The sequence below is a fragment of the Bradyrhizobium sp. SBR1B genome (genome assembly GCF_014198205.1).
Classification (GTDB): domain Bacteria; phylum Pseudomonadota; class Alphaproteobacteria; order Rhizobiales; family Xanthobacteraceae; genus Bradyrhizobium.
On the sequence record NZ_JACIHC010000005.1, the window covers coordinates 492,124 to 519,113 of the forward strand.

Consider the following 26,990-nt stretch of genomic DNA (forward strand, 5'->3'; position numbering starts at 1 on the left):
AGAGATCATCGGCAATAACAACTGAGGGAATTGCGAATGAGGAATGGAATGCTGCATCTGGCCGCGGCCACGGCGCTTGCTCTGGCGCTGTCAATTTCAGCGGCCAATGCCCAGAAGAAATATGATCCGGGCGCCAGCGACACCGAGATCAAGGTCGGACAGACTGTGCCGTTCTCGGGGCCGGCATCAGCCTATGCCACGATCGGCAAGACGCAGGCCGCCTATTTCAAGATGATCAACGACCAGGGCGGCGTCAACGGTCGCAAGATCAACCTGATTCAGTATGACGACGCCTATTCGCCGCCGAAGGCGGTGGAGCAGGTGCGCAAGCTCGTCGAGAGCGACGAGGTGCTGCTGACCTTCCAGATCGTCGGCACGCCGTCGAACGCAGCCGTGCAGAAATATCTCAACTCCAAGAAGGTGCCGCAGCTGTTCGCCGCCACCGGCGCCTCGAAGTTCACCGATCCCAAGAACTTCCCTTGGACCATGGGCTACAACCCGAACTATTTCGTCGAGGGCCGCATCTACGGCCAGTACGTCCTGAAGGAGCATCCGAACGCCAAGATCGGCGTGCTTTATCAGAACGACGATCTCGGCAAGGACTATCTGAACGGCATCAAGGCCGGCCTCGGCGACAAGGCTGGCAAGATGATCGTGACGGAAGCGTCCTACGAGGTCTCCGATCCGACCGTCGACTCGCAGATTCTCAAGATCAAGGATGCCGGCGCCGACCTGTTCTTCAGCGCGACCACGCCGAAGCAGGCCGCGCAGGCGATCAAGAAGATCGCGGAGATGGGCTGGCATCCGGTGCAGATCGTCGACATCAACGCCACTTCGGTCGGTGCGGTGATGAAGCCGGCGGGCCTGGAGGCATCCAAGGGCGTGATCAGCGTCAACTACGGCAAGGATCCGCTCGATCCGGCCTGGAAGGACGATGCCGGCATGAAGAAATATTTCGACTTCATGGCGAAGTACTATCCTGACGGCGACAAGGATTCGAGCTTCAACACCTATGGCTACGGCACCGCCCAGCTGCTGGTGCACGTGCTGAAGCAGTGCGGCGACAACCTGACGCGCGAGAATGTCATGAAGCAGGCCGCCTCGCTGAAGGACTTCATCGGCGACACCGCGCTGCCCGGCATCAAGGCCAACACCTCGGCGACCGACTACCGCGTCAACAAGCAGCTTCAGATGATGAAGTTCAACGGCGAGCGCTGGGAGCTGTTCGGCCCGATCCTGGAGGATGCGGGTCCGGCGGGTTAGCTTCGCACGCACTTCGTAGGGTGGGCAAAGGCGCGCAAGCGCCGTGCCCACCATCTCTCCACAATCGCGACGAAAGTCGTGGGCACGCCCCGGGATGCGCATTCGCGCACCCCGGGGCTTTACCCACCCTACGAGCTACTCCGGTATCTCTCCAAAATTCTTCCCGATCGGCAGCACGGCGTGCCGAATCAGCCGCGAGTCCTCCACTGCGGCCTGGCGATGCTTGACCGCCTCGCGGTAGACGGGATCGCGGATCATCTCGACGAAGGCTCCGACATCAGGATATTCGGCGATGAAGCAATGGTCCCAGCGCTCGTCCTGCGGGCCGATCAGCATCAGCTCGAATCTGCCCTGCCAGATGATGCGGCCGCCGAGGCGTTCGAACACCGGGCCGCTCTCGCGGCCATAGGCCGCGTAGGCTTCGGCGCCGCTTGCCTTGCGGCCATCCGGATAGGCCGCCTCCTTGCGCAGACGCACCAGGTTGAGCATGTGGATCGGCCCGGGACGGTCGTTCTCCCGGAATTGCGCGAAAATCTCCTTGGTCGGATCGATATGGCCCATGAGCACTCCCTCTTTTTGTGCCGCTGATCCTAGCTCCGGCGCCAAAACAGCGGAACTGCGGGGTGCGAATGCCTCACCTCCTAATCACGCGTTAACGCCGGGGTAACCGGGCCTTAAACAGCGACCGCTAGCGTGCGGCGGGGCGGGCTGACCGGGCGTTTTTGCGTATGGCGTGGGGAAAGAAAAAGGGTGGGCGGAAGGAGCCGCTGTTCGGCTTGCCCGCGGCGCTCGCCGATCTGCGCCTGACCCCTGCGGACCGCATTCCCGGCGGCGACGACAAGCCGAAGAAATCAACGAAATCATCCGCCAAGCGCAAAAACGAGGATTCCGGCGACGAGCCGCCGCGCGAACGGAAGGCGCCGGCCAGCCGCAGCGGTGCCAAGCGGCGCACCAAATCGCGCATCGGCGCCAGCATCGGCCGCCTGGTCTATTGGGGCGCGGTGCTCGGCCTGTGGGGCGCGATCGCCGTGATCGGCGTCGTCATCTATGTCGGCGCCCATCTGCCGCCGATCCAGTCGCTGGAGATCCCCAAGCGGCCGCCGACGATCCAGATCGTCGGCATCGACGGCAGCATGCTGGCGCAACGCGGCGAGATGGCCGGCGCCAATGTCTCGCTGAAGGACCTGCCGCCTTACCTGCCCAAGGCATTCATCGCCATCGAGGACCGCCGCTTCTATTCGCATTTCGGCATCGACCCGATCGGCATCCTGCGCGCCCTCGTCACCAACGTCATGCATCGCGGCGTCTCGCAAGGCGGCTCGACGCTGACGCAGCAGCTCGCCAAGAACCTGTTCCTGACCCAGGAGCGCACCATGCAGCGCAAGCTGCAGGAGGTGGAGCTCGCGATCTGGCTCGAACGCAAGCATTCCAAGAACGAGATCCTGGAGCTCTATCTCAACCGCGTCTATTTTGGCTCCGGCGCCTATGGCGTCGAAGCCGCCGCGCAGAAATATTTCGGCAAGTCGGCGAAGAACGTCACGGTTGCCGAGGCCGCGATGCTAGCCGGTCTTGTCAAATCGCCCTCGCGCCTCGCGCCGAACCGCAACCCCGAAGGCGCCGAAGCCCGCGCGCAAATCGTGCTCGCGGCGATGGCGGACGCGAAGTTCATCACCGATGCACAAGCGCAGGCCTCGATCGGCCATCCCTCCTACAATGTGAAACCGGTCGGCGCCGGGACGGTCAATTACGTCGCCGACTGGATCGGCGAGGTGCTGGACGATCTGGTCGGCCAGATCGACGAGAGCATCAAGGTCGAGACCACGATCGATCCGAAACTGCAGAGCGTGGCGGAAGCCGCCATCATCGACGAGCTCGCGGCCAAGAGCGTGAAGTTCAATGTCAGCCAGGGAGCGCTGGTGGCGATGACGCCGGATGGTGCGGTGCGCGCCATGGTGGGCGGGCGGAACTATTCCGAGAGCCAGTACAACCGCGCTGTGACGGCAAAGCGCCAGCCGGGCTCCTCGTTCAAGCCGTTCGTCTATCTGACCGCGCTCGAGCAGGGCCTGACGCCTGATACGATGCGCCAGGACGCGCCAATCGAGGTCAAGGGCTGGCGACCCGAGAACTACACTCATGAATATTTCGGCGCGGTGACGCTGACGCAGGCGCTGGCGATGTCGCTCAACACCGTCGCCATTCGCCTCGGCCTCGAGGTCGGACCGAAGAATGTGGTGCGCACCGCTCACCGGCTCGGCATCTCCTCCAAGCTCGAGCCCAACGCCTCGATCGCGCTCGGCACGTCGGAAGTCTCGGTGGTCGAGCTGGTCGGCGCCTATGCGCCTTTCGCCAATGGCGGTCTCGCGGTGACGCCGCACGTCGTCACGCGGATCAAGACGCTGGGCGGCAAGCTGCTCTACATGCGCCAGCCTGAGGAGCGCAATCAGGTCATCGACCCCCGCTATGTCGGCATGATGAACGCGATGATGCGCGAGACGCTGATATCAGGCACCGCCAAGAAGGCCGAGATCCCGGGCTGGCCCGCGGCCGGCAAGACCGGCACCAGCCAGGATTACCGCGACGCCTGGTTCATCGGCTACACCGCAAGCCTCGTCACCGGCGTCTGGCTCGGCAATGACGACAATTCGCCGACCAAGAAGGCGACCGGCGGCGGCCTGCCGGTGGAAGTCTGGTCGCGCTTCATGCGCACCGCGCACGAGGGTGTGCCGGTGGCGGCATTGCCGAGCACACAAGGTGGCTGGGGCCTGTCGAACCTCGCGCAGGCGGCTTCGCAGGTGTCGCCGCCGACAGTGGCAGCGCCCGGGCCGGCACCCGCAAGCAATGGCGGCTATCGCCCACCGCCGACGCGCGCCAATGCGCGGCCGGAGGCTGCGGCAGGGCTCGATGGCTGGCTGATGGACCGGCTGTTTGGCGGAAACCGTTAGGCGCGGCCTGAGGTCCGCGTGGCCTCAAGACAAAAACTGCGAAAACAACCCCATGCACAGTAGCCCGCGCTAACGATATCAACGGCTTGCGCGGGCCGCACAGACGCCTGAACTGCGCCTCGAGTCAGCTCCACCACTTCGACAAATCCTGCCAATCACGGCAGGATCAACCGAGGTGAGCTACTCCCCAAAAGCAAAAACACCAGCCGCTCCACTCTCCGCTGTCATTCCCCGCGAAAGCGGGGAATCCAGCACGCCGCGGCTTCTCGATTCAATCAGCGCCGTCTCGGCCTAATGGATCGCCCGGTCAAAGCCGGGCGATGACACCTTTCAAGACGTTTGCAGCGCGTCCCTAATCCTCGACCCCATACCGGTGCAGATCGTTGCCGTAGGTATCGAGCCACTTCTTGGCGCGCTCCATCGACGGGCAGACTTTTCCGCACACGCGCCAGAACCGCGCCGAGTGGTTCATCTCGACGAGATGAGCGACCTCGTGCGCGGCGAGGTAGTCGAGCACGAAGGGCGGCGCCAGGATCAGGCGCCAGGAGAACGACAGCGATCCGGCCGAGGTGCAGGAACCCCAGCGGCTGGACTGATCGCGGATCGAGAGGCGCTTGACCCTGACACCGAGCTCGGCGGCGTAAGCCTCCGCCGATCGCTGAAGGTCGCGGCGCGCCTCGCGCTTGAGGAAGTCACTGACGCGGCGATCGACATGCTCGAGCCCGCCGGCGACGCAGAGAATGCGCTCACCGCTGTCGCGCATCTCGGTCCACACGGTGCCGCGCGTGCCGGCGCGATGAACGATGCGATGCGGGGTGCCACGGAGCGGTATCACCGTGCCCGGCTGGAACGGCGCAGCCTTCGGCAAGCGACCGAGGCGCGCCGCGATCCACGCACCGTGGCGCTGCGCGAAGTCTTTCGCCTCGGCCAGCGTGCCGCGCGGCGGCATGGTGAGGATGGCTTCGCGATCGCTGGGGTGAATTCTCAGCGTGTAGCGGCGCGCACGGCGGTGCCGGCGCAATCGGATGGCAAAAAATTGCGATCCATGGGTGATCAGGACGGTCTTGGGTTCGTGGGGCCGCCGATAGAGGAGAGCGCGAGTGGCCATGTCTGTCAGTCCGGGGGGCAGGAGGGCGCCCGGATTCTGCCATAACCGCCGCCAGGGAAAGCACTCGGCGCAAAAACAAATCATTTGCCCAATATACAGCGGTCTGACGTCCGGGAGACCCTACAGACTGGGGTTGGAACCGGCTTTTTTCGCCCCCGCTGGACGCATGCGGCACCCCCAAGGGGTGAGGGAAGACTCACTCCTATAAAGCTACCTAAATACCGCGAATCTGAAGAGAACCAGGCCCGGCCGGAGCCTCCGGCGGGGCCTGAATTTTCGACGGGAAAGCCGAAAACGAAGGTTATTCGGCCGCGAGAGCCTGCAATGAGCTCGGATTCGCAGCTGAGACCATGAAGTCATGGATCCGCGGAACGATTTCCGACTTGAAGCGCGAACCGTTGAACACGCCGTAATGTCCGACGCCCTTCTGGACGTAATGGACGCGGCGATGATCGGGGATCGAGCTGCACAATGTGTGCGTCGCTTCGGTCTGACCGAGACCCGAGATGTCGTCGTTCTCGCCTTCGACCGTCATCAACGCCACGCGCGTGACCTTGGAGGGGTCGACGCGTGTTCCGCGATGCGTCATCTCGCCCTTCGGCAGCGAATGTTTCACGAAAACGGTGTCGACCGTCTGCAGGTAATACTCGGCGGAGAGGTCCATCACCGCGAGATATTCGTCATAGAACTCGCGATGCTTGTCGACGAGGTCGCCGTCGCCCTTCACCAGATGGGCAAAGAGCTGCTTGTGGGCGTCCATGTGCCGGTCGAGATTCATGCTGATGAAGCCGTTGAGCTGCAGGAATCCCGGATAGACGTCGCGCATCATGCCGGGATGCGGGAACGGCACCTTGGTGATGACGTGGTTGCGGAACCAGTCGATACCGCGCTCCTGGGCGAGATTGTTCACCGACGTCGGATTGCGACGGGTGTCGATCGGGCCGCCCATCAGCGTCATCGAGGTCGGCACGAAGGGATCGCGCCGCGCTTCCATGATCGAAACGGCGGCGACCACCGGCACGGAGGGCTGGCACACCGCCATGACGTGGGTGTTGCCGCCGAGGACGTGCAGCATCTCGATGACGTAGTCGATGTAATCGTCGAGATCGAAGCGGCCATCGCTGAGCGGCACCATGCGGGCATCGGCCCAATCGGTAATGTAGACCTCATGTGCGGGCAGGAAGGCTTCGACCGTCCCGCGGAGCAGCGTCGCATAATGCCCGGACATCGGCGCCACGATCAGCACGCGCGGCTGCGGGCTGCGCAGGGGACGAGCGAACTTGCGATCGAAGTAGAGCAGCCGGCAGAACGGCTTTTCCCAGACCGAGCGGATCTCGACGGGGACGCGGATGCCATTGACCTCGGTGTCGTTGAGGCCCCATTCCGGCTTGCCGTAGCGGCGCGTGGTGCGCTCGAACAATTCGCAGGCCGCGGCAACCGACTTGCCGACCTCGGTGCGCGCCCAGGGGTTGAGAGGATTCTGAAACAGCAGCTTGGTCGCGTCAGTGACCGCACGTGCCGGATTGAGAGAGGCGTGCGCCATCTCGTACATCCAGTACATCGGCGTCGTCAGGACCGGACTGCCTTCTGCAGCCAGGGGCGGTGCGCCGCCGAACTCACCAATAGGCATCGCTATATCCCTCTTCGCATCGCAGCATACTGCCGAATGCGCAATATTGCGTCAATGCATGGTTCCGTACATCTACGTGGCGGAGACGGGTAAATCGGCCTGAATCCACGGGAAAGTGACGTTATTCACCGCCCGACAGCAGCGAGCCGTGCCGTTTGGCGCTGCGCAAAAGGGCAAGGAATGATGCAAAAGATGCAACCAGAAAGACGGCGTTGATGGCCAGCGCCTCCAGCATCAGATCGGCGCGGAAGGTGTTTTCGATCAGCAGCGCGCGCATCCCCTCGAAGGCATAGGTCGGCGGCAACGCCCAAGCGACGTATTGCAGCCAGACCGGCAACACGCTGACGGGATAGTAGACGCAGGCGAGCGGCAGGATCGCGAACATCAGGGTCCAGACGATGCTCTCGGCGCCGAGGCCGTTTCGCAGCACGAGACCCGACACGAAGATGCCGACCGACCAGCTCGTGAAGATCAGATTGCAGAAGAATGCGATCAGCGGCAGGCCCAGGGCATAGACATTGAATTGAAACATGAACAGCGCGAGCAAGGTCATCGGAATGATCCCGATCGCAAGCCGGATCAGGCTCATGACCATCAGCGACAGCAGAAACTCGATCGGCCGCAAGGGGCTCATCATGAGGTTGCCGATGTTGCGCGCCCACATCTCCTCCAGGAACGAGATGGAGAAGCCGAGCTGCCCGCGAAACAGGATGTCCCAGAGGATGACGGCGCCGATCAGCGTGCCGCCGGCGCGCGCGAAGAAATTGGAATTCTCGGCGATGTAATACTGGATGAAGCCCCAGGTGATGACCTGCAGCGCCGGCCAGTACAGCAATTCGAGCAGCCGCGGCCAGGACGACAGCAGGAGGTACCAGTAGCGCAGGATCATCGCGCCGATGCGATGGACGGAGATGCCGCGGTGGACGGCGAGGCCGGTCATGGCACGCTCCCGTAGCCCGGATGGAGCGCAGCGCAATCCGGGAATCGTGCCACATGCGACAGGGGTCCCGGATTACGCTTCGCTTTATCCGGGCTACGAAGACGGCTCCCGCTCACCTTGCTGCCTCCTTCGCGCCGTTCACCCGGCCGCGCGCAACGTCCAGAAACACCTCCTCCAGCGTGGTGCGGTTGTAGCGCGCCATGATCGCCTCCGGCGTGTCGTCGTCCTCGATGCGACCGCGCTTCATGATGATGACGCGATCGCACAGCCGCTCGACCTCGAGCATGTTGTGCGAGGCCAGAAGGATGGTGGCGTTGTTGTCCTTGCGATAACGCTCCAGATGCGCCCGCACCCAGTCGGCGGTATCCGGATCGAGCGAGGCGGTCGGCTCGTCCAGCAGCAGCAGCTCGGGCCGGTTGATCAGCGCCTTGGCGAGCGCGACGCGGGTCTTCTGCCCGGCGGACAGCTTGCCGTTGGCGCGGTCGATGAAATCGGTGAGATCGAGATCGTCCGCGAGCTCGGCAATGCGGCCGGCGAGGTTCTTCACCGCATAGAGCTTGCCGAACACGGTGAGATTCTGCCGCACCGTGAGCCGCATCGGCATATCGACATAGGGGCTCTCGAAATTCATCCGCCCCAGCACGGCAGCGCTCTCCTCCGGCATCCGATGTCCGAGCACCTGCACGCGGCCGGAGGTCGGCAGCACCAGGCCCATGATCATCGCGATGGTCGTGGTCTTGCCGGCGCCGTTGCCGCCCAGAAGCCCGGTGATGCTGCCGCGCGTCAGCGAAAAGGAGATATCGTCGACCGCGCGGGTCTGCTTGTAGATCTTGACGAGGTGCTCGACCGCGATCGCCGCGGACGAGCTGCGCTCCGCGACAGTGGGCCGACTTGAAGCCTTGTCATTCTCGGTCATGCTGGTCGTTCTTCTGCTATTGCAGCGGATAGCGCAAGGCTTGTAAATCCGGTGGTTCCGCGAGCCCAGCGTTTGTGATCTGGAAGGCACCCCCATTGGCCGATCTGACTGAAATTGCTGCTTCCGACTTTCGCCACGCGCAGCGGCATATCCGCCTGGACACGATCCTACGGCTGCGCTGGCTGGCGGTGCTGGGCCAGCTCGCCGCGATCTTCATCGTGGCGCAGGGGTTGGAATTCAACGTCGAGATCGTCCCCTGCGTCAGCATCATCGCCTTGTCGGCAGCACTGAATCTGGCGCTCCAGACCGCGGCCAATCCGATGCAGCGGCTGGAGCCGATGCAGGCGGCCGGACTGCTCGCGCTGAACATCGTGGAACTGGCCGGTCTGTTGTACTTCACCGGCGGACTGCAGAACCCGTTCTCGTTCCTGTTCTTGGCGCCGGTGCTGATCTCGGCCACGGCACTGCCGGCGCGCTTCACGTTCGGCCTCGGCGTGCTTGCGGTGGCCTGCGCCTCGGTGCTGTTCTTCTTCCATTTGCCGCTGCCCTGGGATTCCGATGATCCCCTGGTGCTGCCGCCGATCTATCTCGTCGGCGTCTGGCTCTCGATCGTGCTCGCGATCGGCGTCACTAGCCTCTACTCTTTCCAAGTGACCGAGGAGGCGCGCAAGCTTGCGGACGCGCTGGCCGCGACCGAGCTGGTGCTGACGCGTGAGCAACACCTGACCCAGCTCGACGGGCTCGCAGCCGCGGCCGCGCACGAGCTCGGCACGCCGCTCGCGACGATCTTCCTGATCTCGCGCGAGCTGGAGAAGACGGTGAAGGACGCCAGCTTTGCCGCCGACCTGAAGACGTTGCGCGAGCAGACCCAGCGTTGCCGCGACATATTGAGCAAGATCACCCAGCTCTCCTCCACCGGCGCGCCGTTCGACCGCATGAAGCTGTCGGAGCTGATCGAGGAGGTGGTGGCCCCGCACCGCGATTTCGGCGTCGAGATCAAGGTGCGGATCGCGGTCGCCGCCGTGTCCGAGCCGGTCGGCTCGCGCAATCCGGCAATCCTGTACGGCGTCGGCAACATCGTCGAGAACGCGGTCGATTTCGCCCATACCACCGTCGAGGTGAACGCGTGGTGGAACAAGGACACGATCGAGCTTCTGATCTCCGACGACGGCCCCGGCATTCCGCCCGATATCCTGAACCGGATCGGCGAGCCCTATCTGTCGCGGCGGCGAACCACGGATGACGGCGGCGGTGAGCGACGCGGTCTCGGATTGGGCGTGTTCATCGCGCGCACCTTGCTGGAACGCACCGGCGCCAAGGTCTTGTTTACCAACCGGATCTTTCCGGAACACGGCGCGGTGGTGCAGATCACTTGGCCGCGACAGCGTTTTGAGGCTATCGAGAGCCTCGAAGAAACAATAGGATAGGCCGCGACCTTGCGTCGCACAACAGGGCCGATCGACTATCGGCGGCCTTGGCACCGCTCGATTGCGAGGCCATATGTAGTCGCGTTGGAGAGAGGACAAAACCTTGAACGCCATCGCCGAACTGAACGAACAGACCGACCGCTCGCTGCTCATCGTGGAGGACGACAAGCCGTTCCTGGAGCGGTTGTCGCGCGCCATGGAAACGCGCGGCTTTGCGGTGACGTCATGCGACACCGTCTCGGATGGTCTTGCGCAGATCGGCAAGGCAGCGCCGGCATTCGCCGTAGTAGATTTGCGGCTCGGCGACGGCAACGGCCTCGACGTGGTCTCGGCGCTGAAGAAGAAGCGCCCGGATGCGCGCGCGATCGTGCTGACCGGCTACGGCAACATCGCCACCGCCGTCACCGCGGTGAAGATGGGCGCGATCGATTATCTCTCCAAGCCAGCGGATGCCGACGACGTCGTCGCGGCGCTGCTGTCGACCAGCGCGGAGAAATCCGAGCTGCCGACCAACCCGATGTCCGCCGACCGCGTGCGCTGGGAGCACATCCAGCGCATCTACGAGATGTGCAACCGCAACGTTTCGGAAACGGCGCGGCGGCTCAACATGCACCGCAGGACGTTGCAGCGCATTTTGGCCAAACGCGCGCCGCGGTAATTTACGGCAATCAGCAACCTATCCCCGTCACCCTGAGGTGGCCGCTCCTTCAACGGCCCTCGAAGGGCAACGGCCAGGCCACATCGCGGGATGACGGAACGACAGGTCTCGTAGGGTGGGCAAAGGCGCGAAGCGCCGTGCCCACGATCTGTAAGAGCTGGATAGAGATCGTGGGCACGCTTCGCTTTGCCCACCCTACGGCACCGATGTTTGCGGCGCCGCTACTCCCAAAACTCCGCATGCCCCTGCGGATCGACCAGGCGGTTGATGCGTAAGGCTGCCGCCATTCCAAACCGCACCGTCATCTGCTTCCTCGTCGCGGCAGCCAGCTTGTGCTCGGGCGCTTCGCATTGCAGGTGCGCGCCATAGGCGTCGGCGATGATCAGGCCGGTGCCTTCCGGAAAGATCTCGCACGGCAGGTCCTGCGTGAAGGCGAAGAACAGCCGGTCGCAATGGGCACGGTATTCATGCCATTTCTGATCGGCGCGCAGATCCTCCACCGACGATTTGATCTCGACGATCCAGATCTCGCCGCGCTCGTTCAGCGCCACCAGGTCGGCGCGCCGGCCCGAGGGCAGCGGCAATTCGCTGATGCAGGTAAAGCCGAGCGAACGTAAGAGCCGCGCGGTGCCGCGCGCGACCGCGAGCGCCGTTTCCGACTGGCGGCGATCGGGTGGCGGCACCAGGGCGATGTTACGGGCGGGATTGTCCATGGAGGGAGGATAGCCGATTCCGTTTGGGGCGGACACTCTCTCCGCCCGTCGGGTCCCGGGCTCGCGCCAAGTGGCGGCCCCGGGACGACAGTGTGTGGGACGCGGAACCTCCCCTCCCCCACGAACTTATCACGCAGCCGCCGCACCTCGGCGGAACCACCGAGGCTGCGCGGATGATCGACGATCTCTGGTACAAGAACGGGGTAATCTACTGCCTTTCCGTCGGCTCCTATATGGACGCCAACGGCGACGGCGTCGGCGACTTCAAGGGCCTGCTCCGCCGGCTCGATTATCTGCACGGCCTCGGCATCACCACGATCTGGCTGATGCCGTTCCAGACCTCGCCCGGCCGCGACGACGGCTACGACATCGCCGACTATTACAGCGTCGATGCCCGTTACGGCACGCTCGGCGATTTCGTCGAGTTCGCCCATGGCTGCAAGCAGCGCGGCATCCGCATCATCATCGATCTCGTCGTCAACCACACCTCGGATCAGCATCACTGGTTCAAGGAGGCGCGGCGCGACAAGAACTCGCCGTATCGCGACTGGTATGTGTGGTCCGACAAGAAGCCGGCCGGTGCCGACAAGGGCATGGTGTTTCCCGGCGTGCAGAAAACGACCTGGACGCGCGACAAGGAAGCGGGCGCGTATTACTTCCACCGCTTCTACGATTTCCAGCCCGACCTCAACACCTCGAACCCGCATGTGCAGGCCGAGATCCTGAAGATCATGGGGTTCTGGATCCAGCTCGGCGTCTCCGGCTTCCGCATGGATGCCGTGCCCTTCGTGATCGCGACGAAGGGCGCGAAGGTGAAGAAGCCGGTCGAGCAGTACGACATGCTGCGCGCGTTCCGCGAATTCCTGCAATGGCGGCAGGGCGACGCCATCATCCTCGCCGAAGCCAATGTGCTGCCGAAGACGGACATGGAATATTTCGGCCGCGATGCCGACCGCATGCACATGATGTTCAACTTCCACGTCAACCAGCACCTGTTCTATGCGCTGGCATCCGCAGATTCGCGGCCGTTGGCGAAGGCGTTGAAGGCGACCAAGCCGCGGCCGGCGACCGCGCAATGGGGCCTGTTCCTGCGCAATCACGACGAGCTCGATCTGGGACGGCTGACCAAGGCGCAGCGCGACACCGTGTTCAGGAATTTCGGTCCCGACAAGGATATGCAGCTGTACGACCGCGGCATCAGGCGGCGACTCGCGCCGATGCTCGGCGGCGACCGCCGACGGCTCGAGCTCGCCTACAGCCTGATGTGCACGCTGCCGGGAACACCCGTGATCCGCTATGGCGACGAGATCGCGATGGGCGACGATCTCTCACTGCCGGAACGCAATTGCGCGCGCACGCCGATGCAATGGTCGACCGAACCGCATGGCGGCTTCACCAAGAGCAACAAGCCGGCCTGCCCCGTGATCGACAAGGGGCCTTACGGCTACCCGCACGTCAACGTCGCCAAGCAGCGGCGCGACCCCAACTCGATGCTGAACTGGACCGAGCGCATCGTCCGCATGCGGAAAGAAGTGCCGGAGGTCGGCTGGGGCGACTTCGCCATCATTCCGGTGCGCGATCCCGCCGTGTTCATCATGCGCTACGACTGGCGCAACAATTCGGTGCTGTTCGTGCATAATCTCGACGAGAAGCCGCGCGAGATCGCGTTCTCAGCCGGGCTGCCGGACGAGGCCGGCGCGCACCTGATCAATCTGCTCGCGGAGGACCACAGCCACGCCGACAAGCGCGGCCAGCACCGGATCGTGCTCGAGCCGTATGGGTATCGCTGGTACCGCGTCGGCGGGCTGGATTATCTGTTGAAGCGGAGCGATATCGACGGGGATACGGTGCGGGGGAAGAAGCATCCGGGGTAAGAGTATCTACGCATCGCTATACTCCATCGCAGCCATACCCTCCGCTGTCGTCCCCGCGAAAGCGGGGACCTATAATCACAGGGAGAAGTGTGGGGCGCGCTGGTCACTCCGAGTCTTCGCAAAGCAACTCCCTGTGGTGATGGGTCCCGGATCTGCGCTGCGCTTGTCCGGGACGACAGCTAGGGTGGGGCGACAATCACCCCCTCATTGCCACGCAGATCCAACACGCCTTCAATGCGCTCGCCGTCGCGATCCAGAAACGTCGACAGCAAGATCTCGCTGCCGAAACGGATCGCGCTGGTGGTCACCGCGACCGGATCGGGGCCGAGATTGAGCGCCACGATCACCGCCTGCCCTTCGGCTTCGCGGCGATAGATCAGGAGATCGCCTTGTGCCGCGATCGGATGATAATCGCCGGCGACCAGCGGCGGACCGCTCTTCCGCAGGGTGATCAGGCGCTTGTAGAGGTTGAGGATCGAGCGCGCATCGGCTTCGAGATTGACGACATTGTCGCGCACATAGTGCTCCGGCAGCGGCAGCCACGGCCGCGCCGCCGAGAAGCCGGCGAATTCGGTCGCATCCCACTGCATCGGCGTGCGGCAGCCGTCGCGGCCGACACCGATGCCGGGCACGTTCTTCTCGAAGGGGTCGCGGACGTCCTCCGGCGCGATCGCCACCTGGTGCATGCCGATCTCGTCGCCGTAATAGAGCGTCGGCGTGCCGCGCAGCGTCAGCAGCAGCATGGCGGCGACGCGGGCCTGCTCGGACCCGACGCGGCTTGCGACCCGCGGGCGGTCGTGATTGCCGAGCACCCAGTTCGGCCAGGCGCCGCGCGGCAGCGCCTTCTCGTAATCCTCGATGATCGTCTCGATCGAGCGCGCGCTCCAGAAGGTCGAGAGCAGCGCGAAATTGAACGGCATCTGCGCGCCGGTGAGATCGTTGCCGTAATAGGCCATGAGACGGTGCAGCGGCAGATAGATCTCGCCGATCAGCACGCGGGCTCCGAATTCATTGGTGACACGCCGCATCTGCGAGATCACGTCATGCACCTCCGGCTGGTCGGTGGAGTATTGCGTCATGATCCTTTCATTCGGTGGCCGTCCCTCGACGTAACGCGGATTGGGCGGGTTGTCGCGGAATTCGGCATCCTTGATCAGGTGCCAGATCACGTCGACGCGAAAGCCGTCGACGCCCTTCTCAAGCCAAAACCGCATCACGTCGTAGATCGCGGCGCGGACGTCGGGATTGCGCCAGTTCAGGTCCGGCTGCTGGGCGAGGAAGGCGTGGTAATAATATTGCCCCGTGGTCTCGTCGAACTGCCACGCGCTGCCGCCGAACTCGGACAGCCAGTTGTTCGGCACTCCGCCGTCGGGTGCCGGATCGCGCCAGATGTACCAGTCGCGCTTGGGATTGTCGCGCGAGGCGCGGCTCTCGACGAACCAGGGATGCTGGTCCGAGGTGTGGTTCGGCACGAGGTCGAGGATCAGCTTCAGGCCGTTGTCGTGGGCGGCCGCGATCAGCGCATCGAAATCTTCCATCGTGCCGAACAGCGGCTCGATGCCGGTATAGTCGGCGATGTCATAGCCGAAATCTTCCATCGGTGAGGGGAAGATCGGTGACAGCCAGATCGCATCGACGCCGAGCGATTTGACGTAAGGCAGCCGCTGCAAAATGCCGGCGAGATCGCCGACGCCGTCGCCGTTCGAGTCCTGAAAGGAGCGCGGGTAGATCTGATAGAAGATGCCGTCGCGCCACCAGTTTTCGTTGCTCTGAGCCATGCGGGAAGACCACCCATAATCTGCGTCTTGCGCGGGAGAACGCGACAACACCGCCCCGGTTCGAATTGGCAGGCCAATTGGGACGGCCGTGTGACGATTGTTCCCGGGCGCGGCGGCGAATCTTTTGCTTGGCGGCCTGGCAAAAATCGGCATTGTGGCGCCATGACCGAGCAAAATAACAGCCAAGACTCTTCGCAAGCCAAGGCCGGCGCGATCATCGTTCCCGTGACGCTGTTCGAGCAGAACTGCACCATCATCTGGGACGAGCCCAGCAAGAAGGCCGTGGTGATCGATCCCGGCGGGGACGTGCCGAAGATCCTGGACGCGATCAAGCAGACCGGCGTCACCGTGGAGAAGATCTGGCTGACCCACGGCCATATCGACCATGTCGGCGGCGCGGCCGATCTGCGCGATGCGCTGAAGGTGCCGATCGAGGGGCCGCATGAAGCGGACAAGTTCCTGCTCGACAATGTGGTCGAGAGCGGCGCACGCTTCGGCATGACCGGCGTGCGCAATTTCGCGCCGGACCGCTGGCTCGCCGAAGGCGACAGCGTGTCGATCGGCAGCTTGCAATTCGATATTTTCCACTGCCCCGGCCACTCGCCCGGCAGCGTGGTGTTCTTCAACAAGGAGCTGCGCTTCGCTCATGTCGGCGACGTCCTGTTCGCCGGCTCGGTCGGGCGCACCGATTTGCCCGGCGGCAGTCACGCCACGCTGATCAACTCGATTTTGACAAAACTGCTGCCGCTCGGCGACGACGTCGGCTTCATCTGCGGCCACGGCGCCGGCTCCAGCATCGGCCAGGAGCGGATGACCAATCCGTTCATCACCGGCGAGATGTGAGGTTTATTCCGCTGCGTCCACAAGCGTGGCGGTCTCACTGAGGTGACGATCGCCCCATTCGCGGATCGCCGCGACTACGGGCACGAAGCTCTTGCCCTTGCGGGTCAGGCGATACTCGACCTTCGGCGGCACCTCGCCGAAATCCTTGCGATCGATCAGGCCGCTCGCGGTCAGGGCCTTCAATTCACGACTGAGCACGCGCGGGGTGATCTCGGCGCTGCCTTCCGCGCCGCGCAAAAGGCCGCTGCGGATCTCGCCATAGCGGCGCGGGCCGTCCTTGAGATCCCAGACGATGCGCAGCTTGTACTTGCCGCTGATCATCTTCTGAAAGGCCGCGACCGGACAGGTGCGCGCCGGGTTCGCCTTCGCCATGTCGTCTCCTCCACGCGTTAGCCACACCTCAGGATAGGAGCGACGTCGAAAAAGTCCATACTATCAATTTTGTCCATACTTGCAGGATCGCTTGCAAGCCGCAGATGATGACGCACACGACGAACAGGGAGCGTCACATGAAGCACTTCATGATCAAGTATGAATTCAGGAACGGTACGACGGAGGCCTGGCACCAGGAGGTCGGCCGCTTCATCAAGGCGATCGACGGCGATCCGGAGTTGACGGGCCGGATCGGCTATCGTGTCCTGAAGAACCGCGACGACGGCAGCTATTTCCATCTCGCCAGCGTCGCTGACGATGCCGCGCAAAAAGCGCTGCAATCGCGCGACTTCTTCAAAGCCTATCAGGAGATGACGCGGAAGGTCGCCGGCGGCGAGGTGACGGTGACGCCGATCGAATGGATCGGTCAGACGGCCTGAACTACTTCATCAGCCCCGCGGCGGTCAGTGCGCGCGTGATGATCTGGCCGAGATCGAAGCCGCGAGCCTCCTCGCGCGTCGGCTCGGCCGGCTGTTCGGCGACCGCGGCGCGGATCGAGCGGGCGAGATGCGGCGCGGGCGTCAAGGCCGGCTGCGCGGCAGGCTTGCTTGTAGACTTGCTTGTAGGCTTGGCCTCCGCCTTTGCAGCATCTGCAATCCAGCCAGTGAGGCCGAAGAACTTTGCGATGTGATAGGACGAGGAAATACCGGCCTCGATCAGGAATGCGCCTTCCACGCCGTACCGCTGGTCGTTGTCGGCAAGCCCGAGCGGCGTGCCGTGCGCCATGTCGGTGATGGCGTAGGACTCGACCAGCGTCTCGCCGTCCTTGCCCCACCACGCCTGGCGCGGATAGCCGTCGACATTGGTCTCCGCCATCGGCGCTTCCGGCAGATCATGAAGATCGAGCCACTGCTTGACGATCTCGTTGGCATTGCCGGGATTGACGGTGCGATCCGCGCTGCCGTGCCACACCGAGATTTTCGGCCAGGGGCCGCGATAATCCGAGGCATTGCGCACGAGATCGCCGAGCTCGCGCGCGGGACGCACCGGGGAATGAAACATGCCGTCCAGCGCCTCGCGCAAATTCGAGGCGATGCCATAGGGCAGTCCGGCAATGACCGCACCGGCTGCGAAGACTTCCGGATGGGTCGCGAGCATCACCGACGTCATGCCGCCGCCGGCCGACAGGCCGGTGATGAAGATGCGCCTGGGATCGATGCGATGCGCCTCGACCATGTGCGCGATCATCTCGCGGATCGAATGCGCCTCGCCGCTGTCCCGCGCCGTATCTTCCGGATTGAACCAGTTGAAGCAGGTGTTGCCGTTGTTGATCCGCTGCTGCTCGGGCATCAGCAGCGCGAAGCCATAGTGCTGCGCGAGCGTCGACCAGCCCGCGCCGAGATCGTAACCGGCTGCCGTCTGCCCGCAGCCATGCAGCACGACGACCAGCGCGCGCGGCTTCTGCAACTGCGCAGGCACGAACGCGAACATGCGCAAGGCGCCCGGGTTGTCGCCAAAGCCGGTGACCTCTTCCAATGGACTGGACGCATCCGCGCTGCGGCCGAGCTCGGCAAAGCGCAGACCGTCCAGCCTCGGCAGACGTCTCAACAGATCAACATTTTTGGCTAACGACACGGCAACTTCCTGGTGGGCGACTTTCAACGTTCAGCCAAACCAGATAGTTGCTGCATTGCAAAATAAAAAGACCGTGCGCTGTCCATCCACGAAAATCACGGGAAATCCCGCCGAAATCCGCACGTATTAACCGCAATGCCTCAACTTCATGCAGATGCGCGATGCATCCACGACAGAAATGCGGCGCAGATCAGGATTAATGTCACAAACAGCGCAAGCGAGACCAGAAATCCTGCGCGCGCTGATTGCAAGGCATCGACGGCGAAGAATACCGCGCCGATTGCGGCCACTCCGGCCGCATTTCCGATCTGCGCCGTGGTGCCGTAGATGCCGGAGGCCGAGCCTGCGGCGACGGGCTTGACGGTCGAGAGCACCGCGCCGGAGAGCGGCGCCATCACCAGTCCCTGACCGTAGCCGAAGATGATCATGACGAGCGCGAGCAGAAGCGGCGATGGCGCATCGATACAGGCTGCAACAAGCGCGAGCGCGGCGAGGCCTGCGATCTGCAGCGCGCAGCCTTCGATCAACACCTTGGTGCCGCGATGGCGCGCCCGCACGCCGCTGTGGCGCGAGGCCACGACGAAGGCCAGCGCGAGCGGGATGAAGGCCATGCCGGCCGACAGCGGCGGGATCTTCAGGCCGCGCTGCATGAACAGCGTCATGACGAGGTAGAAGGAGAGATTGGCAAGGAAGAAAAAGAAGGCGGCGCCAAGCCCGCGCAAGAAAGCGGCATCCGCCAGCAGCGTGAGGTCGATCAACGGCATGCCGCCGGCACGCGCGACTGCGTGCTCGAGCTTCAGGAACGCTACGAGGACGGCGCCGCCGATCGCCATCACGGCCCACAGCCAGGGAGCCCAGCCGACATCGTGACCAAACAGCAGCGGACCGATCAGGCACAGCAGCCCCGCGAACAGGACCATGCTGCCCTTGATGTCGAGCCTCGTCCCTGATCGCCGCGGCACCGACGGCATGATGCGCCAGGCGGCAGCCACAATGACGAGGCCGCAGGGAACGTTGACGAAGAACACCGAACGCCAGCCGGTGCCAGCGAGATCAATCGTGACCAGCAGACCGCCGAGCAGGAAGCCTGCGGCACCGGCCAGCCCCAGCACGATGCCGTAGATCGCGAAGGCGCGGCTGCGCGATTCGTCCGTGAACAGGAGATGAAGCGTCGCCAGCACCTGGGGCACCATCAGCGCCGCGGTCGCGCCCTGCGCCAGGCGGGCGATGATCAGCTCCACGCCGGATTGCGCGAGCCCGCACCACAGCGAGGTCGCCGTAAAGCCGAGCACGCCGGCCAGGAAGATAGTCTTGGTGCCGTGGACGTCGCCAAGCCGGCCCCCGGTGACGACAAGCGTGGCGTAGGCGATCAGGTAGATCGCGATCACGGATTCGATCTGCGCCGGCGTAGCCTGCAGATCGACCGCAATGGTCGGAATGGCGACGTTCACGATGAAGGCATCGACGCCGAACATGAACTGGGCAGCCACCACGATGGCCAGCACCCACCAGCGGCGGGACGAATCGATTTGTTGTGTGACGATCTGATGCATCGGCGCGTGACCCTGGATTACCGTGCCGATGATTTCAGGTCTGACGCGGTGTCACGATTACCTCGGAGGTAGGATTCGTGTGCTTCGTTCGAGGCACGGCTGTTTCGCCTCTCCCCACTTGCGGGGAGAGGCGGGATTCAAACGCAGTTTGAATTCGGGGGAGCTTCCGCGAGTCCCAATGCCACCGAATTTGGCGAAGTGGCCCCTCACCCCAACCCTCTCCCCGTAAGAACGAGGGGGAAGACTCAACGCACGCATGCCTGCATTCCGCCGCGCGGGACACCGCGCGATTGCGTTCGCGCCTTCCGGCACGTAGCTTCACCGCCTCAACAAACAGAAAATCAAAGCCGGAGAGAACGCCATGGCGCGCCTGAAGTTCGGAGCCTTCCTTGCCCCGCATCACCCGATCGGGGAGCATCCGATGCTCCAGTTCCGGCGCGATCTCGACCTGGTCGAGCAGCTCGATGCGCTCGGCTATGACGAGTTCTGGTGCGGCGAGCATCATTCCTCGGGCTGGGAGATGATCGCCTCGCCCGAGATGTTCCTGGCCGCGGCCGGCGAGCGCACCAAGCGGATCAAGCTCGGCACCGGCGTGGTGTCGCTGCCCTATCATCATCCCTACAATGTCGCCCAGCGCATGGTGCAGCTCGACCACATGACCGGCGGCCGCGCCATCTTCGGCTCCGGCCCCGGCGCGCTTGCCTCCGACGCACACACGCTCGGCATCGACCCGATGACGCAGCGTGACCGCCAGGACGAGGCCATCGGAATCATCCGCCGCCTCTTCAACGGCGAGCGCGTCACGGCGAAGAGCGACTGGTTCACGATGAACGACGCCGCGCTGCAGATCCTGCCGTTGCAGGCGGAGATGCCGTTCGTCGTGGCCTCGCAGATCTCGCCCTCCGGCATGACGCTGGCCGGCAAATACGGCATCGGCATCATCTCGCTGGGCTCGATGACGACGCAGGGGCTGATGTCGCTGCAGCAGCAATGGCAGTTTGCGGAGGACGCCGCGAAGAAGCACGGCACCAAGGTCGACCGTGCCGACTGGCGCGTGCTGCTGACCTTCCACATCGCCGAGACCCGCGAGCAGGCGCGCAAGGAAGCCGGCGTCGGGCTGATGCGCTGGCACAACGAATATAATGTCGGTACGCTGCAGCGGCCGGGCCTCACTGCGTTCTCCTCGCCCGACGAAGCCGTGGACAAGACCGCCTTCGTCGAGGGCGCGGCCTCCACCATCGGCACGCCCGACGATCTCGTCAAAACCATCAAGAACGTGATGCAGGTCTCCGGCGGCGTCGGCGCCATCATCGGTTTCGTGCACGACTGGGCCAATCCGGAAGCGACGCGCCGGAGCTGGGACATGGTGGCGCGCTACGTCGTGCCGGAGATCAACGGCTATATCGATGGCCTGCGCAGGTCGCAAAAATTCGTGATCGAGAACCGCGCCATCTTCGAGCGTGCGGGCCAGGCCGTGATGGCCAAGATCATGGAGAACGAGAAGGCCGCCGAGGCGCTGAAGATGACCGGCCCCGGCCGCGTCGCCATCCCCGCCGTCAATGCGCCGGATCTGCAGAAGGAAGCGGCGAAGCGGTAGGACGCACTCCACTCGTCGTCCCGGGGGGCGCGTGGCGCGAACCCGGGACGACGGCGGTGGGTGTGACGATTTTGTGCGTAAGACGACCGCAGCTCATCGCGGCCGGATCGTGCTATGTTCGCGGCGCCTGCCAACCGGAGCAATCGTCATGTCGATGCAGAATGTGGCCGCACCGGCGCCCGACTATACCGCGCCCAAGCGCAACGCCCTGACGCACATTCCCGGCGACGAGGGATGGCCGATCATCGGCAAGACCTTCCAGGTGCTGGCCGATCCCAAGGGCCACATCGAGGCGAACGGCGCCAAATACGGCCCGGTCTACCGCACCCATGTGTTCGGCGAGACCAATGTCGTGCTGCTCGGGCCCGAGGCCAACGAGCTCGTGATGTTCGACCAGCAAAAGCTGTTCTCCTCGACCCACGGCTGGAACAAGGTGCTCGGCCTGTTGTTTCCGCGCGGATTGATGCTGCTCGATTTCGACGAGCACCGGCTGCACCGCAAGGCGCTGTCGGTCGCGTTCAAGTCCGGGCCGATGAAATCCTATCTCGCTGATCTCGACCGCGGCATCTCCGCGCGGGTCGCCCAGTGGAAGGCCAAGCCCGGCGAGATGCAGCTCTACCCCGCGATGAAGCAGCTCACGCTGGACCTCGCCGCAGCGTCCTTCCTCGGCGCCGATATCGGGCCGGAGGTCGACGAGATCAACCGCGCCTTCGTCGACATGGTCGCCGCCGCTGTCGCGCCGATCCGCCGCCCCCTTCCCGGCACCCAGATGGCCGCCGGCGTCAGGGGGCGCAAACGCATCGTCGCCTATTTTCGCGAGCAGATCCCGCTTCGCCGCGGCAATCATGGCGGCGATGATCTGTTCTCGCAGCTCTGCCGCGCCACCCATGAGGACGGCGCGCTGCTCTCCGAGCAGGACATCATCGACCATATGAGCTTCCTGATGATGGCGGCGCACGACACGCTGACCTCGTCGCTGACCTCCTTCATCGGCGAGCTCGCCGCCAATCCGGACTGGCAGGACAGGCTACGCGCGGAAGTTCTCGCGCTCGGGCTCGCGCCAGGCGCGCCCAGCAGCTTCGACGATCTCGAAAGAATGCCGCTGTCCGAGATGGCGTTCAAGGAAGCGCTGCGGATCAAGCCGCCGGTACCCTCGATGCCGCGCCGCGCCATGCGCGATTTCACCTTCAAGGGCTTTACGATTCCCGCCGGCACCGCAGTCGGCGTCAATCCGCTCTATACCCATCACATGAAGGACATCTGGCCGGAGCCGGATCGCTTCGATCCATTGCGCTTCACCGAAGAGGCGCAACGGGGTCGCCACCGCTTCGCCTGGGTCCCGTTCGGCGGCGGCGCGCATATGTGCCTCGGGCTGCACTTCGCCTACATGCAGGCAAAATGCTTCGCGCGGCACTTCTTGCAGAACATCGAGGTGTCGCTGGAGCCCGGTTACAAGCCGGACTGGCAGATGTGGCCGATCCCGAAGCCGCGGGACGGGTTGCGGGTGAGAGTGCGGGCGGTTTAGCCTCACGTGTCCCGGACGCGCGAAGCGCTAGCCGGGACCCAGAATGCTGCGATCGAGTAGGTGGAGAGATGGGCCCCGGCTCTGCAGCGCACCGCACCGGACGATGCTTCGCATCGCCGGGGGCGCTGCGCTGCGTCCGGGGCACGAGATCTCGTAGGGTGGGCAAAGGCGCAGAGCGCCGTGCCCACGATTTGCCGCTATGGAACGGGTTGGTGGGCACGGCGCGCGAAGAGCGCGCCTTTGCCCACCCTACGGCACCGTCTCCGTCGCTTACGCCCCCTGATCGAACGCCTTGCGCAAGGCCACATAGCCCTGCTGCTGCTGGCTCCAGTTGCGGCCGCCGGTCATGGCGCCATCCACGACGAGGTCGTGGCCGTTGATGAAGCTGGATTCGTCGCTGGCCAGGAACACCGCGGCCTGGGCGATGTCATCGGGAAGGCCCGCGCGCGGGATCGGCTGCGCGGTCTTGTAGACCTCGCGCATCACCGCCGGCGTCTTCTCCGCAGCATCGGTCGAGAGCCCGAGCGCCTTGCCGAAGATTCCGGTCGCGATCGCGCCCGGCGAGATCGCGTTGACGCGCACGTTGGACTCGCCGAGCTCCATCGCCACGCATTTGGTGAGATGGATCACCGCCGCCTTGGCCGCGCTATAGACCATCGAGGATGAGAAGCCGGCGAGGCGGCCTGCGATGCTGCCATTGTTGATGATGCTGCCTGAGCCCTGCCTCTTCATGTGGGGCGCGGCGTGCTTCATGCCGAGCATGACGCTGCGCACCAGCGTCGCCATCGCCGCATCGAAGCGCTCGACCTCAAGGCCTTCGATGCCGCCGGTCTGCGCCGGGCCGCCGGCATTGTTGAACAGGCAGTCGATCCGGCCGAACTTGTCCACGGCGAGCGCGATCAGCGCCTGCATCTGTGCTTCGACCGTCACGTCGGTCTGGCGGAAGATGCAGTTGGCGCCGAGCTGCTTGGCCAGAGCCTCGCCCTCCGGTAGACGCCGCCCCGCGATCACAATTTTGGCACCTTCGGCAACGAAGACTTCCGCAGTGCGCAATCCGATCCCGCTCGTCGCCCCCGTAATCACCGCAACCTTGCCGTCCAGCCTGCCCATGGAATGTTCCTGTTTTCGAACGATTTGATGCCAAATGGCGAACATCGGCCGCTGCCATTGCAGCGGTGGCCACTATCTCTGCCTGTCTGCGGCAAGGCAAGCTATGCTTGCGCGGACGGGATGCGTAACATCCTGATGGGCCGCTCGATTTTCGAACGCATATCGCAACTGGGCTGCGCATGGGGAAGCTGATCGAGGAATTCCGCAGGGGTTGGCAGGGTGCGGCGCCGCCATCGCTTGGTCTGAGCATTGCCTTTGCAGTGGCCTGCCTGCTGATTGCGACGCTGACGCGCTGGGCCCTCGCCCATGTGCGGCCCGACGTCTACTTCACCCCCTACTTTCCGGCCGTGTTCTTTGCCGCCGCGTTCGGGGGCTTCCGGATCGGAATCGTGACCGCGCTGGTCGGCGGCATGCTCGGCGTCGTCGTGAATTTCGGCGATGCCTTTGCCGATCGGGCGCGGTTTGCCCTGCTGGCACTGTATTGGGCGGTCTGTGCGCTCACCATCTGGGGTGTCGAGCACTATCGCACCATGCTGGCGGAGCAGCGCCGGATCTCCAAGCGCCTGATCGAGGAAGAAGAGTATCGCAAGCTGCTGGTCGACGAGCTCCAGCACCGGCTGAAGAACAAGCTATCGACGGTGCACGCCGTGCTGCACCAGGTGCTGCACGACCACCCCCAGGTCTGGGACCGGGTCGATCCGCGGTTGCGCTCGCTGGCCGCGACCGACGATCTGATCTCGCGGATCGACAAGGCCGGCTGTGACATCCGCGACCTCCTGATCTCGGAGCTCGGGCCCTATGGCCATGTCCGCTTCACCCTCAATGGCGACCGCCTATTCCTGCCGCCGAAGCTCGCGGTCACGCTGTCATTGATGTTTCACGAGCTGGCCACCAATGCGGGCAAGTACGGCGCGTTCTCCGCGCCGCGCGGTCTGCTGCAGGTGTCATGGACCGTCAGCGACGACCGCCTGATCATCACCTGGGACGAGACCGAGGGTCCGAGCGTGGACAAGGTCTCCGAGCCCGGCTTCGGCACCAAGCTGCTGAAATCGGCACTGTCGTCCTTCGATGGCAGGACCGAGATCTCTTACTTGAAGACCGGGCTGCATTGCATCATGCAGTGCCGCATCCCCCGAAGCGAATAGCATCGCGCGTCAAGCGAAAGCCGGCCCGCGCACCCCGCCCGCAGTTTCGCATGGGCTGTTGACCCTCTGTTAATGACGATTTTCTGCGCGCGTCGCATCGCCGCAAGTTTTCTCCAAAACACCCCCGTATTTCTCCGTACCCCTTAACCAAACCTAAGAGGGAACCGCGCAAGATCGCGCCCATTGCAAAGGCGCGCTGAAACAACAAGATTCATGACTTCTATGAACGACAACCAATATTCCGGCGCGACTGAAGCCGAGCTCGGTTTTCTCAAGGAAATCGTTAGAATGCTGCCGGCCGGCCTCACCGTGCAGGATGCGCATGGCGAGCTTCTGCTGGTTAACGATGCCGCCGCCGCGCAGCTCGGCATGGACGGCAGTCGCCCTTCACCCGATCTTGCGCAGCGCCGCGAAGCCTGCCGCCAGGCGCTGAGCGCCGGCCAGGCTGTCGTCACCGAGGAGGCGCTTCACGGCGGCGCCGCGCGCCAGGTGCTGCTCACGACCCACCGTCCCGTTCGCCTCGCCGGACGCGAGCTGCTGATCTCGGCGTCCTCCGACATCACCGAGCAGAAGAATTTCGAGGACCAGCTGTTCCGCTCGGCCTATTTCGACGAGCTGACGGGATTGCCCTCGCGGCGCGTGATCGAACATCACGCCAACAATCTGCTGGCGGAGAATGGCGGCGGCGAGCGTTTCGCGCTGGCCTTCCTCGACGTCGACAATTTCAAGCACATCAACGACTATTACGGCCACGCCGTCGGCGATGCGCTGCTGGTCGAGCTGTCGAAGCGGCTCGGGCGCGACTTGCGCGATTCCGACATGCTGTCGCGCATCTCCGGCGATGAATTCCTGCTGCTGCTCTCTCCGATCCAGAGCCAGGAGGAAGTCGCCGAATTCATGCAATCGACGCTGGAGCGGCTGACGGCGCCGTTCTTCATCGACCATTCGGAACTCTTTGCCTCCACCTCGGTCGGCATCAGCCTCTATCCCGATCACGGACGCAGCTTCGAGACGCTGCGCCAGAATGCCGACATCGCGATGTACCGCATCAAGAACGACGGCAAGGGATCGGCAGCCTTCTTCGATTCCAGCATGGAGCGCGAGGCGCTGGCGCGGATGAAGATCGAGCAGTCGCTGCGGCTCGCTATCCTGGAAAAGCGCTTCTGCTGCGCCTTCCAGTCCAAGGTCGACATCCGCACCCAGGCGGTGAAGGGCATCGAGGCCCTGGTCCGTTTGCGCGACGACGAAGGCGTGATCCAGGCGCCGGGATCCTTCATCAATCTTGCCAGCGAGCTCGGGCTGATCGACGAATTGACCCATCTCGTGCTCGCCGAAATCGTCAAATCGATCGACCTGATCAACGAGACGTTCGGCGCGGAAGCGACCATCAGCATCAACGTCGCGGCCAAGCAGGCCGGCAACCCCGAATTCATGCGCAGCTTCGCGCGGGCGCTGGACGACACCGGCTTTCCGCAGCGCTTCATGATCGAGGTGACCGAAGACGCCTTCGTCGCCAAGAATCATTTCCAGGACGAGATCCTGCCGATGTTCCGCAAGCTCGGCGTCGGCATCTCGATCGACGATTTCGGCACCGGCTATTCCTCGCTCTCGGCGCTGGCCGACATCACCGCCGACGAGATCAAGATCGACCGCTCCTTCATCACCGACATCCATAAGCGCCCGCGCAGCCAGGGCATCCTGCGCGCGATCGAGTCCTTGAGCGAAGCGCTCGGCATGACCGTGATCGCCGAAGGCCTCGAATCCTACGAGGAGCTCGCCTATCTCCAGGCCGCGACCAAGATCCGCTACGCCCAGGGCTATTACTTCTCGCGCCCGATCTTCCTGGAGGAGCTCAAGCTCGCGACGCCGGCCTCGAGCGAGTCGCGCGCCAGCGTCTTAAGCCGCCCGCACCAACAGAACCGCCAGGGCTATTCGCGGGCGAGCGGCTATCGAAGGTAGGG

22 protein-coding genes are annotated in these 26,990 nt (G+C 64.0%); 11 read left to right on the forward strand and 11 right to left on the reverse strand.

From position 1 onward, the window contains the following. Nucleotides 1–36: 36 nt before the first annotated feature. Nucleotides 37–1,263, forward strand: coding sequence for an ABC transporter substrate-binding protein (locus tag GGD61_RS16955; protein ID WP_092251566.1), 1,227 nt, complete (start codon nucleotides 37–39; stop codon nucleotides 1,261–1,263). Between the two features lie 135 nt (nucleotides 1,264–1,398). On the opposite strand, the gene GGD61_RS16960 is transcribed toward GGD61_RS16955, so the two are convergent. Beyond that, on the reverse strand, nucleotides 1,399–1,824 hold the full coding sequence (locus GGD61_RS16960) for a DUF1330 domain-containing protein (RefSeq protein ID WP_092251565.1): 426 nt from the start codon (nucleotides 1,822–1,824) through the stop codon (nucleotides 1,399–1,401). A gap of 167 nt (nucleotides 1,825–1,991) precedes the next feature. On the opposite strand from GGD61_RS16960, the gene GGD61_RS16965 reads away from it, so the two are divergent. Then, on the forward strand, nucleotides 1,992–4,205 hold the full coding sequence (locus tag GGD61_RS16965; protein ID WP_092251564.1) for a transglycosylase domain-containing protein: 2,214 nt from the start codon (nucleotides 1,992–1,994) through the stop codon (nucleotides 4,203–4,205). Between the two features lie 352 nt (nucleotides 4,206–4,557). On the opposite strand, the gene GGD61_RS16970 is transcribed toward GGD61_RS16965, so the two are convergent. The 4 genes from GGD61_RS16970 to GGD61_RS16985 form a co-directional block, all read right to left on the reverse strand. After that, the gene (locus GGD61_RS16970) at nucleotides 4,558–5,397 is read right to left on the reverse strand and encodes a M48 family metallopeptidase (protein WP_092251563.1); all 840 of its coding nucleotides are present in this window, start codon (nucleotides 5,395–5,397) and stop codon (nucleotides 4,558–4,560) included. Between the two features lie 217 nt (nucleotides 5,398–5,614). Beyond that, nucleotides 5,615–6,943, reverse strand: coding sequence for a polyhydroxyalkanoate depolymerase (locus tag GGD61_RS16975; protein ID WP_092251562.1), 1,329 nt, complete (start codon nucleotides 6,941–6,943; stop codon nucleotides 5,615–5,617). A gap of 121 nt (nucleotides 6,944–7,064) precedes the next feature. Next, complete coding sequence (locus tag GGD61_RS16980; RefSeq protein ID WP_092251561.1) at nucleotides 7,065–7,883, reverse strand: ABC transporter permease; 819 nt, start codon at nucleotides 7,881–7,883, stop codon at nucleotides 7,065–7,067. Nucleotides 7,884–7,995: 112 nt separating this feature from the next. Further along, nucleotides 7,996–8,799, reverse strand: a complete 804-nt coding sequence (locus tag GGD61_RS16985) for an ABC transporter ATP-binding protein (protein ID WP_092251560.1) — start codon at nucleotides 8,797–8,799, stop codon at nucleotides 7,996–7,998. A gap of 104 nt (nucleotides 8,800–8,903) precedes the next feature. Here GGD61_RS16985 and GGD61_RS16990 point away from each other — a divergent pair, with 104 nt between their 5' ends. Together GGD61_RS16990 and GGD61_RS16995 are read left to right on the forward strand one after the other, a co-directional pair. Further along, a complete protein-coding gene (locus GGD61_RS16990) occupies nucleotides 8,904–10,226 on the forward strand; it encodes an ActS/PrrB/RegB family redox-sensitive histidine kinase (protein WP_092251936.1) in 1,323 nt (440 codons plus the stop codon). Nucleotides 10,227–10,329: 103 nt separating this feature from the next. After that, nucleotides 10,330–10,884 (forward strand): ActR/PrrA/RegA family redox response regulator transcription factor, encoded by a 555-nt coding sequence (locus GGD61_RS16995; RefSeq protein WP_008141807.1) that lies wholly within the window; start codon nucleotides 10,330–10,332, stop codon nucleotides 10,882–10,884. A gap of 221 nt (nucleotides 10,885–11,105) precedes the next feature. Here the strand turns inward: GGD61_RS16995 and GGD61_RS17000 are convergent, their stop codons facing one another. Further along, nucleotides 11,106–11,597 carry an MmcB family DNA repair protein gene (locus GGD61_RS17000; protein WP_092251559.1) on the reverse strand — a complete coding sequence of 164 codons (492 nt, stop codon included), beginning with the start codon at nucleotides 11,595–11,597 and terminating at the stop codon, nucleotides 11,106–11,108. A 173-nt stretch (nucleotides 11,598–11,770) separates the two neighbouring features. On the opposite strand from GGD61_RS17000, the gene GGD61_RS17005 reads away from it, so the two are divergent. Continuing rightward, entirely contained in the window at nucleotides 11,771–13,471 is a 1,701-nt protein-coding gene (locus GGD61_RS17005; protein ID WP_092251558.1) for an alpha-amylase family protein, read from the forward strand. 179 nt (nucleotides 13,472–13,650) lie between these two features. Here the strand turns inward: GGD61_RS17005 and GGD61_RS17010 are convergent, their stop codons facing one another. Then, on the reverse strand, nucleotides 13,651–15,249 hold the full coding sequence (locus tag GGD61_RS17010) for an alpha-amylase family glycosyl hydrolase (protein ID WP_092251557.1): 1,599 nt from the start codon (nucleotides 15,247–15,249) through the stop codon (nucleotides 13,651–13,653). Nucleotides 15,250–15,411: 162 nt separating this feature from the next. Here GGD61_RS17010 and GGD61_RS17015 point away from each other — a divergent pair, with 162 nt between their 5' ends. Further along, nucleotides 15,412–16,092 carry an MBL fold metallo-hydrolase gene (locus tag GGD61_RS17015; RefSeq protein ID WP_018319513.1) on the forward strand — a complete coding sequence of 227 codons (681 nt, stop codon included), beginning with the start codon at nucleotides 15,412–15,414 and terminating at the stop codon, nucleotides 16,090–16,092. Nucleotides 16,093–16,095: 3 nt separating this feature from the next. Here GGD61_RS17015 and GGD61_RS17020 read toward each other — a convergent pair whose 3' ends face one another. Continuing rightward, nucleotides 16,096–16,464, reverse strand: a complete 369-nt coding sequence (locus tag GGD61_RS17020) for a helix-turn-helix domain-containing protein (protein WP_092251556.1) — start codon at nucleotides 16,462–16,464, stop codon at nucleotides 16,096–16,098. A 137-nt stretch (nucleotides 16,465–16,601) separates the two neighbouring features. On the opposite strand from GGD61_RS17020, the gene GGD61_RS17025 reads away from it, so the two are divergent. Beyond that, the gene (locus GGD61_RS17025; protein WP_244550563.1) at nucleotides 16,602–16,904 is read left to right on the forward strand and encodes a hypothetical protein; all 303 of its coding nucleotides are present in this window, start codon (nucleotides 16,602–16,604) and stop codon (nucleotides 16,902–16,904) included. Nucleotide 16,905: 1 nt separating this feature from the next. Here GGD61_RS17025 and GGD61_RS17030 read toward each other — a convergent pair whose 3' ends face one another. Together GGD61_RS17030 and GGD61_RS17035 are read right to left on the reverse strand one after the other, a co-directional pair. Beyond that, nucleotides 16,906–18,099: a PHB depolymerase family esterase gene (locus tag GGD61_RS17030; RefSeq protein WP_092251934.1), complete on the reverse strand. Its 1,194-nt coding sequence runs from the start codon at nucleotides 18,097–18,099 to the stop codon at nucleotides 16,906–16,908. A gap of 146 nt (nucleotides 18,100–18,245) precedes the next feature. Then, nucleotides 18,246–19,652: an MFS transporter gene (locus tag GGD61_RS17035; protein ID WP_092251554.1), complete on the reverse strand. Its 1,407-nt coding sequence runs from the start codon at nucleotides 19,650–19,652 to the stop codon at nucleotides 18,246–18,248. Between the two features lie 361 nt (nucleotides 19,653–20,013). On the opposite strand from GGD61_RS17035, the gene GGD61_RS17040 reads away from it, so the two are divergent. Next, the gene (locus GGD61_RS17040) at nucleotides 20,014–21,249 is read left to right on the forward strand and encodes an LLM class flavin-dependent oxidoreductase (RefSeq protein ID WP_092251553.1); all 1,236 of its coding nucleotides are present in this window, start codon (nucleotides 20,014–20,016) and stop codon (nucleotides 21,247–21,249) included. Nucleotides 21,250–21,397: 148 nt separating this feature from the next. After that, on the forward strand, nucleotides 21,398–22,774 hold the full coding sequence (locus tag GGD61_RS17045; protein ID WP_092251552.1) for a cytochrome P450: 1,377 nt from the start codon (nucleotides 21,398–21,400) through the stop codon (nucleotides 22,772–22,774). A gap of 270 nt (nucleotides 22,775–23,044) precedes the next feature. Here GGD61_RS17045 and GGD61_RS17050 read toward each other — a convergent pair whose 3' ends face one another. Next, entirely contained in the window at nucleotides 23,045–23,884 is an 840-nt protein-coding gene (locus tag GGD61_RS17050; protein WP_018319506.1) for an SDR family NAD(P)-dependent oxidoreductase, read from the reverse strand. 179 nt (nucleotides 23,885–24,063) lie between these two features. On the opposite strand from GGD61_RS17050, the gene GGD61_RS17055 reads away from it, so the two are divergent. Continuing rightward, nucleotides 24,064–25,029, forward strand: a complete 966-nt coding sequence (locus tag GGD61_RS17055) for a sensor histidine kinase (RefSeq protein WP_092251551.1) — start codon at nucleotides 24,064–24,066, stop codon at nucleotides 25,027–25,029. Between the two features lie 222 nt (nucleotides 25,030–25,251). Further along, nucleotides 25,252–26,988, forward strand: coding sequence for a bifunctional diguanylate cyclase/phosphodiesterase (locus tag GGD61_RS17060; RefSeq protein WP_177236885.1), 1,737 nt, complete (start codon nucleotides 25,252–25,254; stop codon nucleotides 26,986–26,988). Nucleotides 26,989–26,990: the final 2 nt, after the last annotated feature.

Bases quoted from the DNA above. Each gene is read 5' to 3' on its own strand.
- GGD61_RS16955 (WP_092251566.1), top strand. From the start codon at position 37: ATGAGGAATGGAATGCTGCATCTGGCCGCGGCCACGGCGCTTGCTCTG.
- GGD61_RS16960 (WP_092251565.1), bottom strand. From the start codon at position 1,824: ATGGGCCATATCGATCCGACCAAGGAGATTTTCGCGCAATTCCGGGAG.
- GGD61_RS16965 (WP_092251564.1), top strand. From the start codon at position 1,992: ATGGCGTGGGGAAAGAAAAAGGGTGGGCGGAAGGAGCCGCTGTTCGGC.
- GGD61_RS16970 (WP_092251563.1), bottom strand. From the start codon at position 5,397: ATGATTTGTTTTTGCGCCGAGTGCTTTCCCTGGCGGCGGTTATGGCAG.
- GGD61_RS16975 (WP_092251562.1), bottom strand. From the start codon at position 6,943: ATGCCTATTGGTGAGTTCGGCGGCGCACCGCCCCTGGCTGCAGAAGGC.
- GGD61_RS16980 (WP_092251561.1), bottom strand. From the start codon at position 7,883: ATGACCGGCCTCGCCGTCCACCGCGGCATCTCCGTCCATCGCATCGGC.
- GGD61_RS16985 (WP_092251560.1), bottom strand. From the start codon at position 8,799: ATGACCGAGAATGACAAGGCTTCAAGTCGGCCCACTGTCGCGGAGCGC.
- GGD61_RS17000 (WP_092251559.1), bottom strand. From the start codon at position 11,597: ATGGACAATCCCGCCCGTAACATCGCCCTGGTGCCGCCACCCGATCGC.
- GGD61_RS17005 (WP_092251558.1), top strand. From the start codon at position 11,771: ATGATCGACGATCTCTGGTACAAGAACGGGGTAATCTACTGCCTTTCC.
- GGD61_RS17010 (WP_092251557.1), bottom strand. From the start codon at position 15,249: ATGGCTCAGAGCAACGAAAACTGGTGGCGCGACGGCATCTTCTATCAG.
- GGD61_RS17015 (WP_018319513.1), top strand. From the start codon at position 15,412: ATGACCGAGCAAAATAACAGCCAAGACTCTTCGCAAGCCAAGGCCGGC.
- GGD61_RS17020 (WP_092251556.1), bottom strand. From the start codon at position 16,464: ATGGCGAAGGCGAACCCGGCGCGCACCTGTCCGGTCGCGGCCTTTCAG.
- GGD61_RS17025 (WP_244550563.1), top strand. From the start codon at position 16,602: ATGAAGCACTTCATGATCAAGTATGAATTCAGGAACGGTACGACGGAG.
- GGD61_RS17035 (WP_092251554.1), bottom strand. From the start codon at position 19,652: ATGCATCAGATCGTCACACAACAAATCGATTCGTCCCGCCGCTGGTGG.
- GGD61_RS17040 (WP_092251553.1), top strand. From the start codon at position 20,014: ATGGCGCGCCTGAAGTTCGGAGCCTTCCTTGCCCCGCATCACCCGATC.
- GGD61_RS17045 (WP_092251552.1), top strand. From the start codon at position 21,398: ATGTCGATGCAGAATGTGGCCGCACCGGCGCCCGACTATACCGCGCCC.
- GGD61_RS17050 (WP_018319506.1), bottom strand. From the start codon at position 23,884: ATGGGCAGGCTGGACGGCAAGGTTGCGGTGATTACGGGGGCGACGAGC.
- GGD61_RS17055 (WP_092251551.1), top strand. From the start codon at position 24,064: ATGGGGAAGCTGATCGAGGAATTCCGCAGGGGTTGGCAGGGTGCGGCG.
- GGD61_RS17060 (WP_177236885.1), top strand. From the start codon at position 25,252: ATGAACGACAACCAATATTCCGGCGCGACTGAAGCCGAGCTCGGTTTT.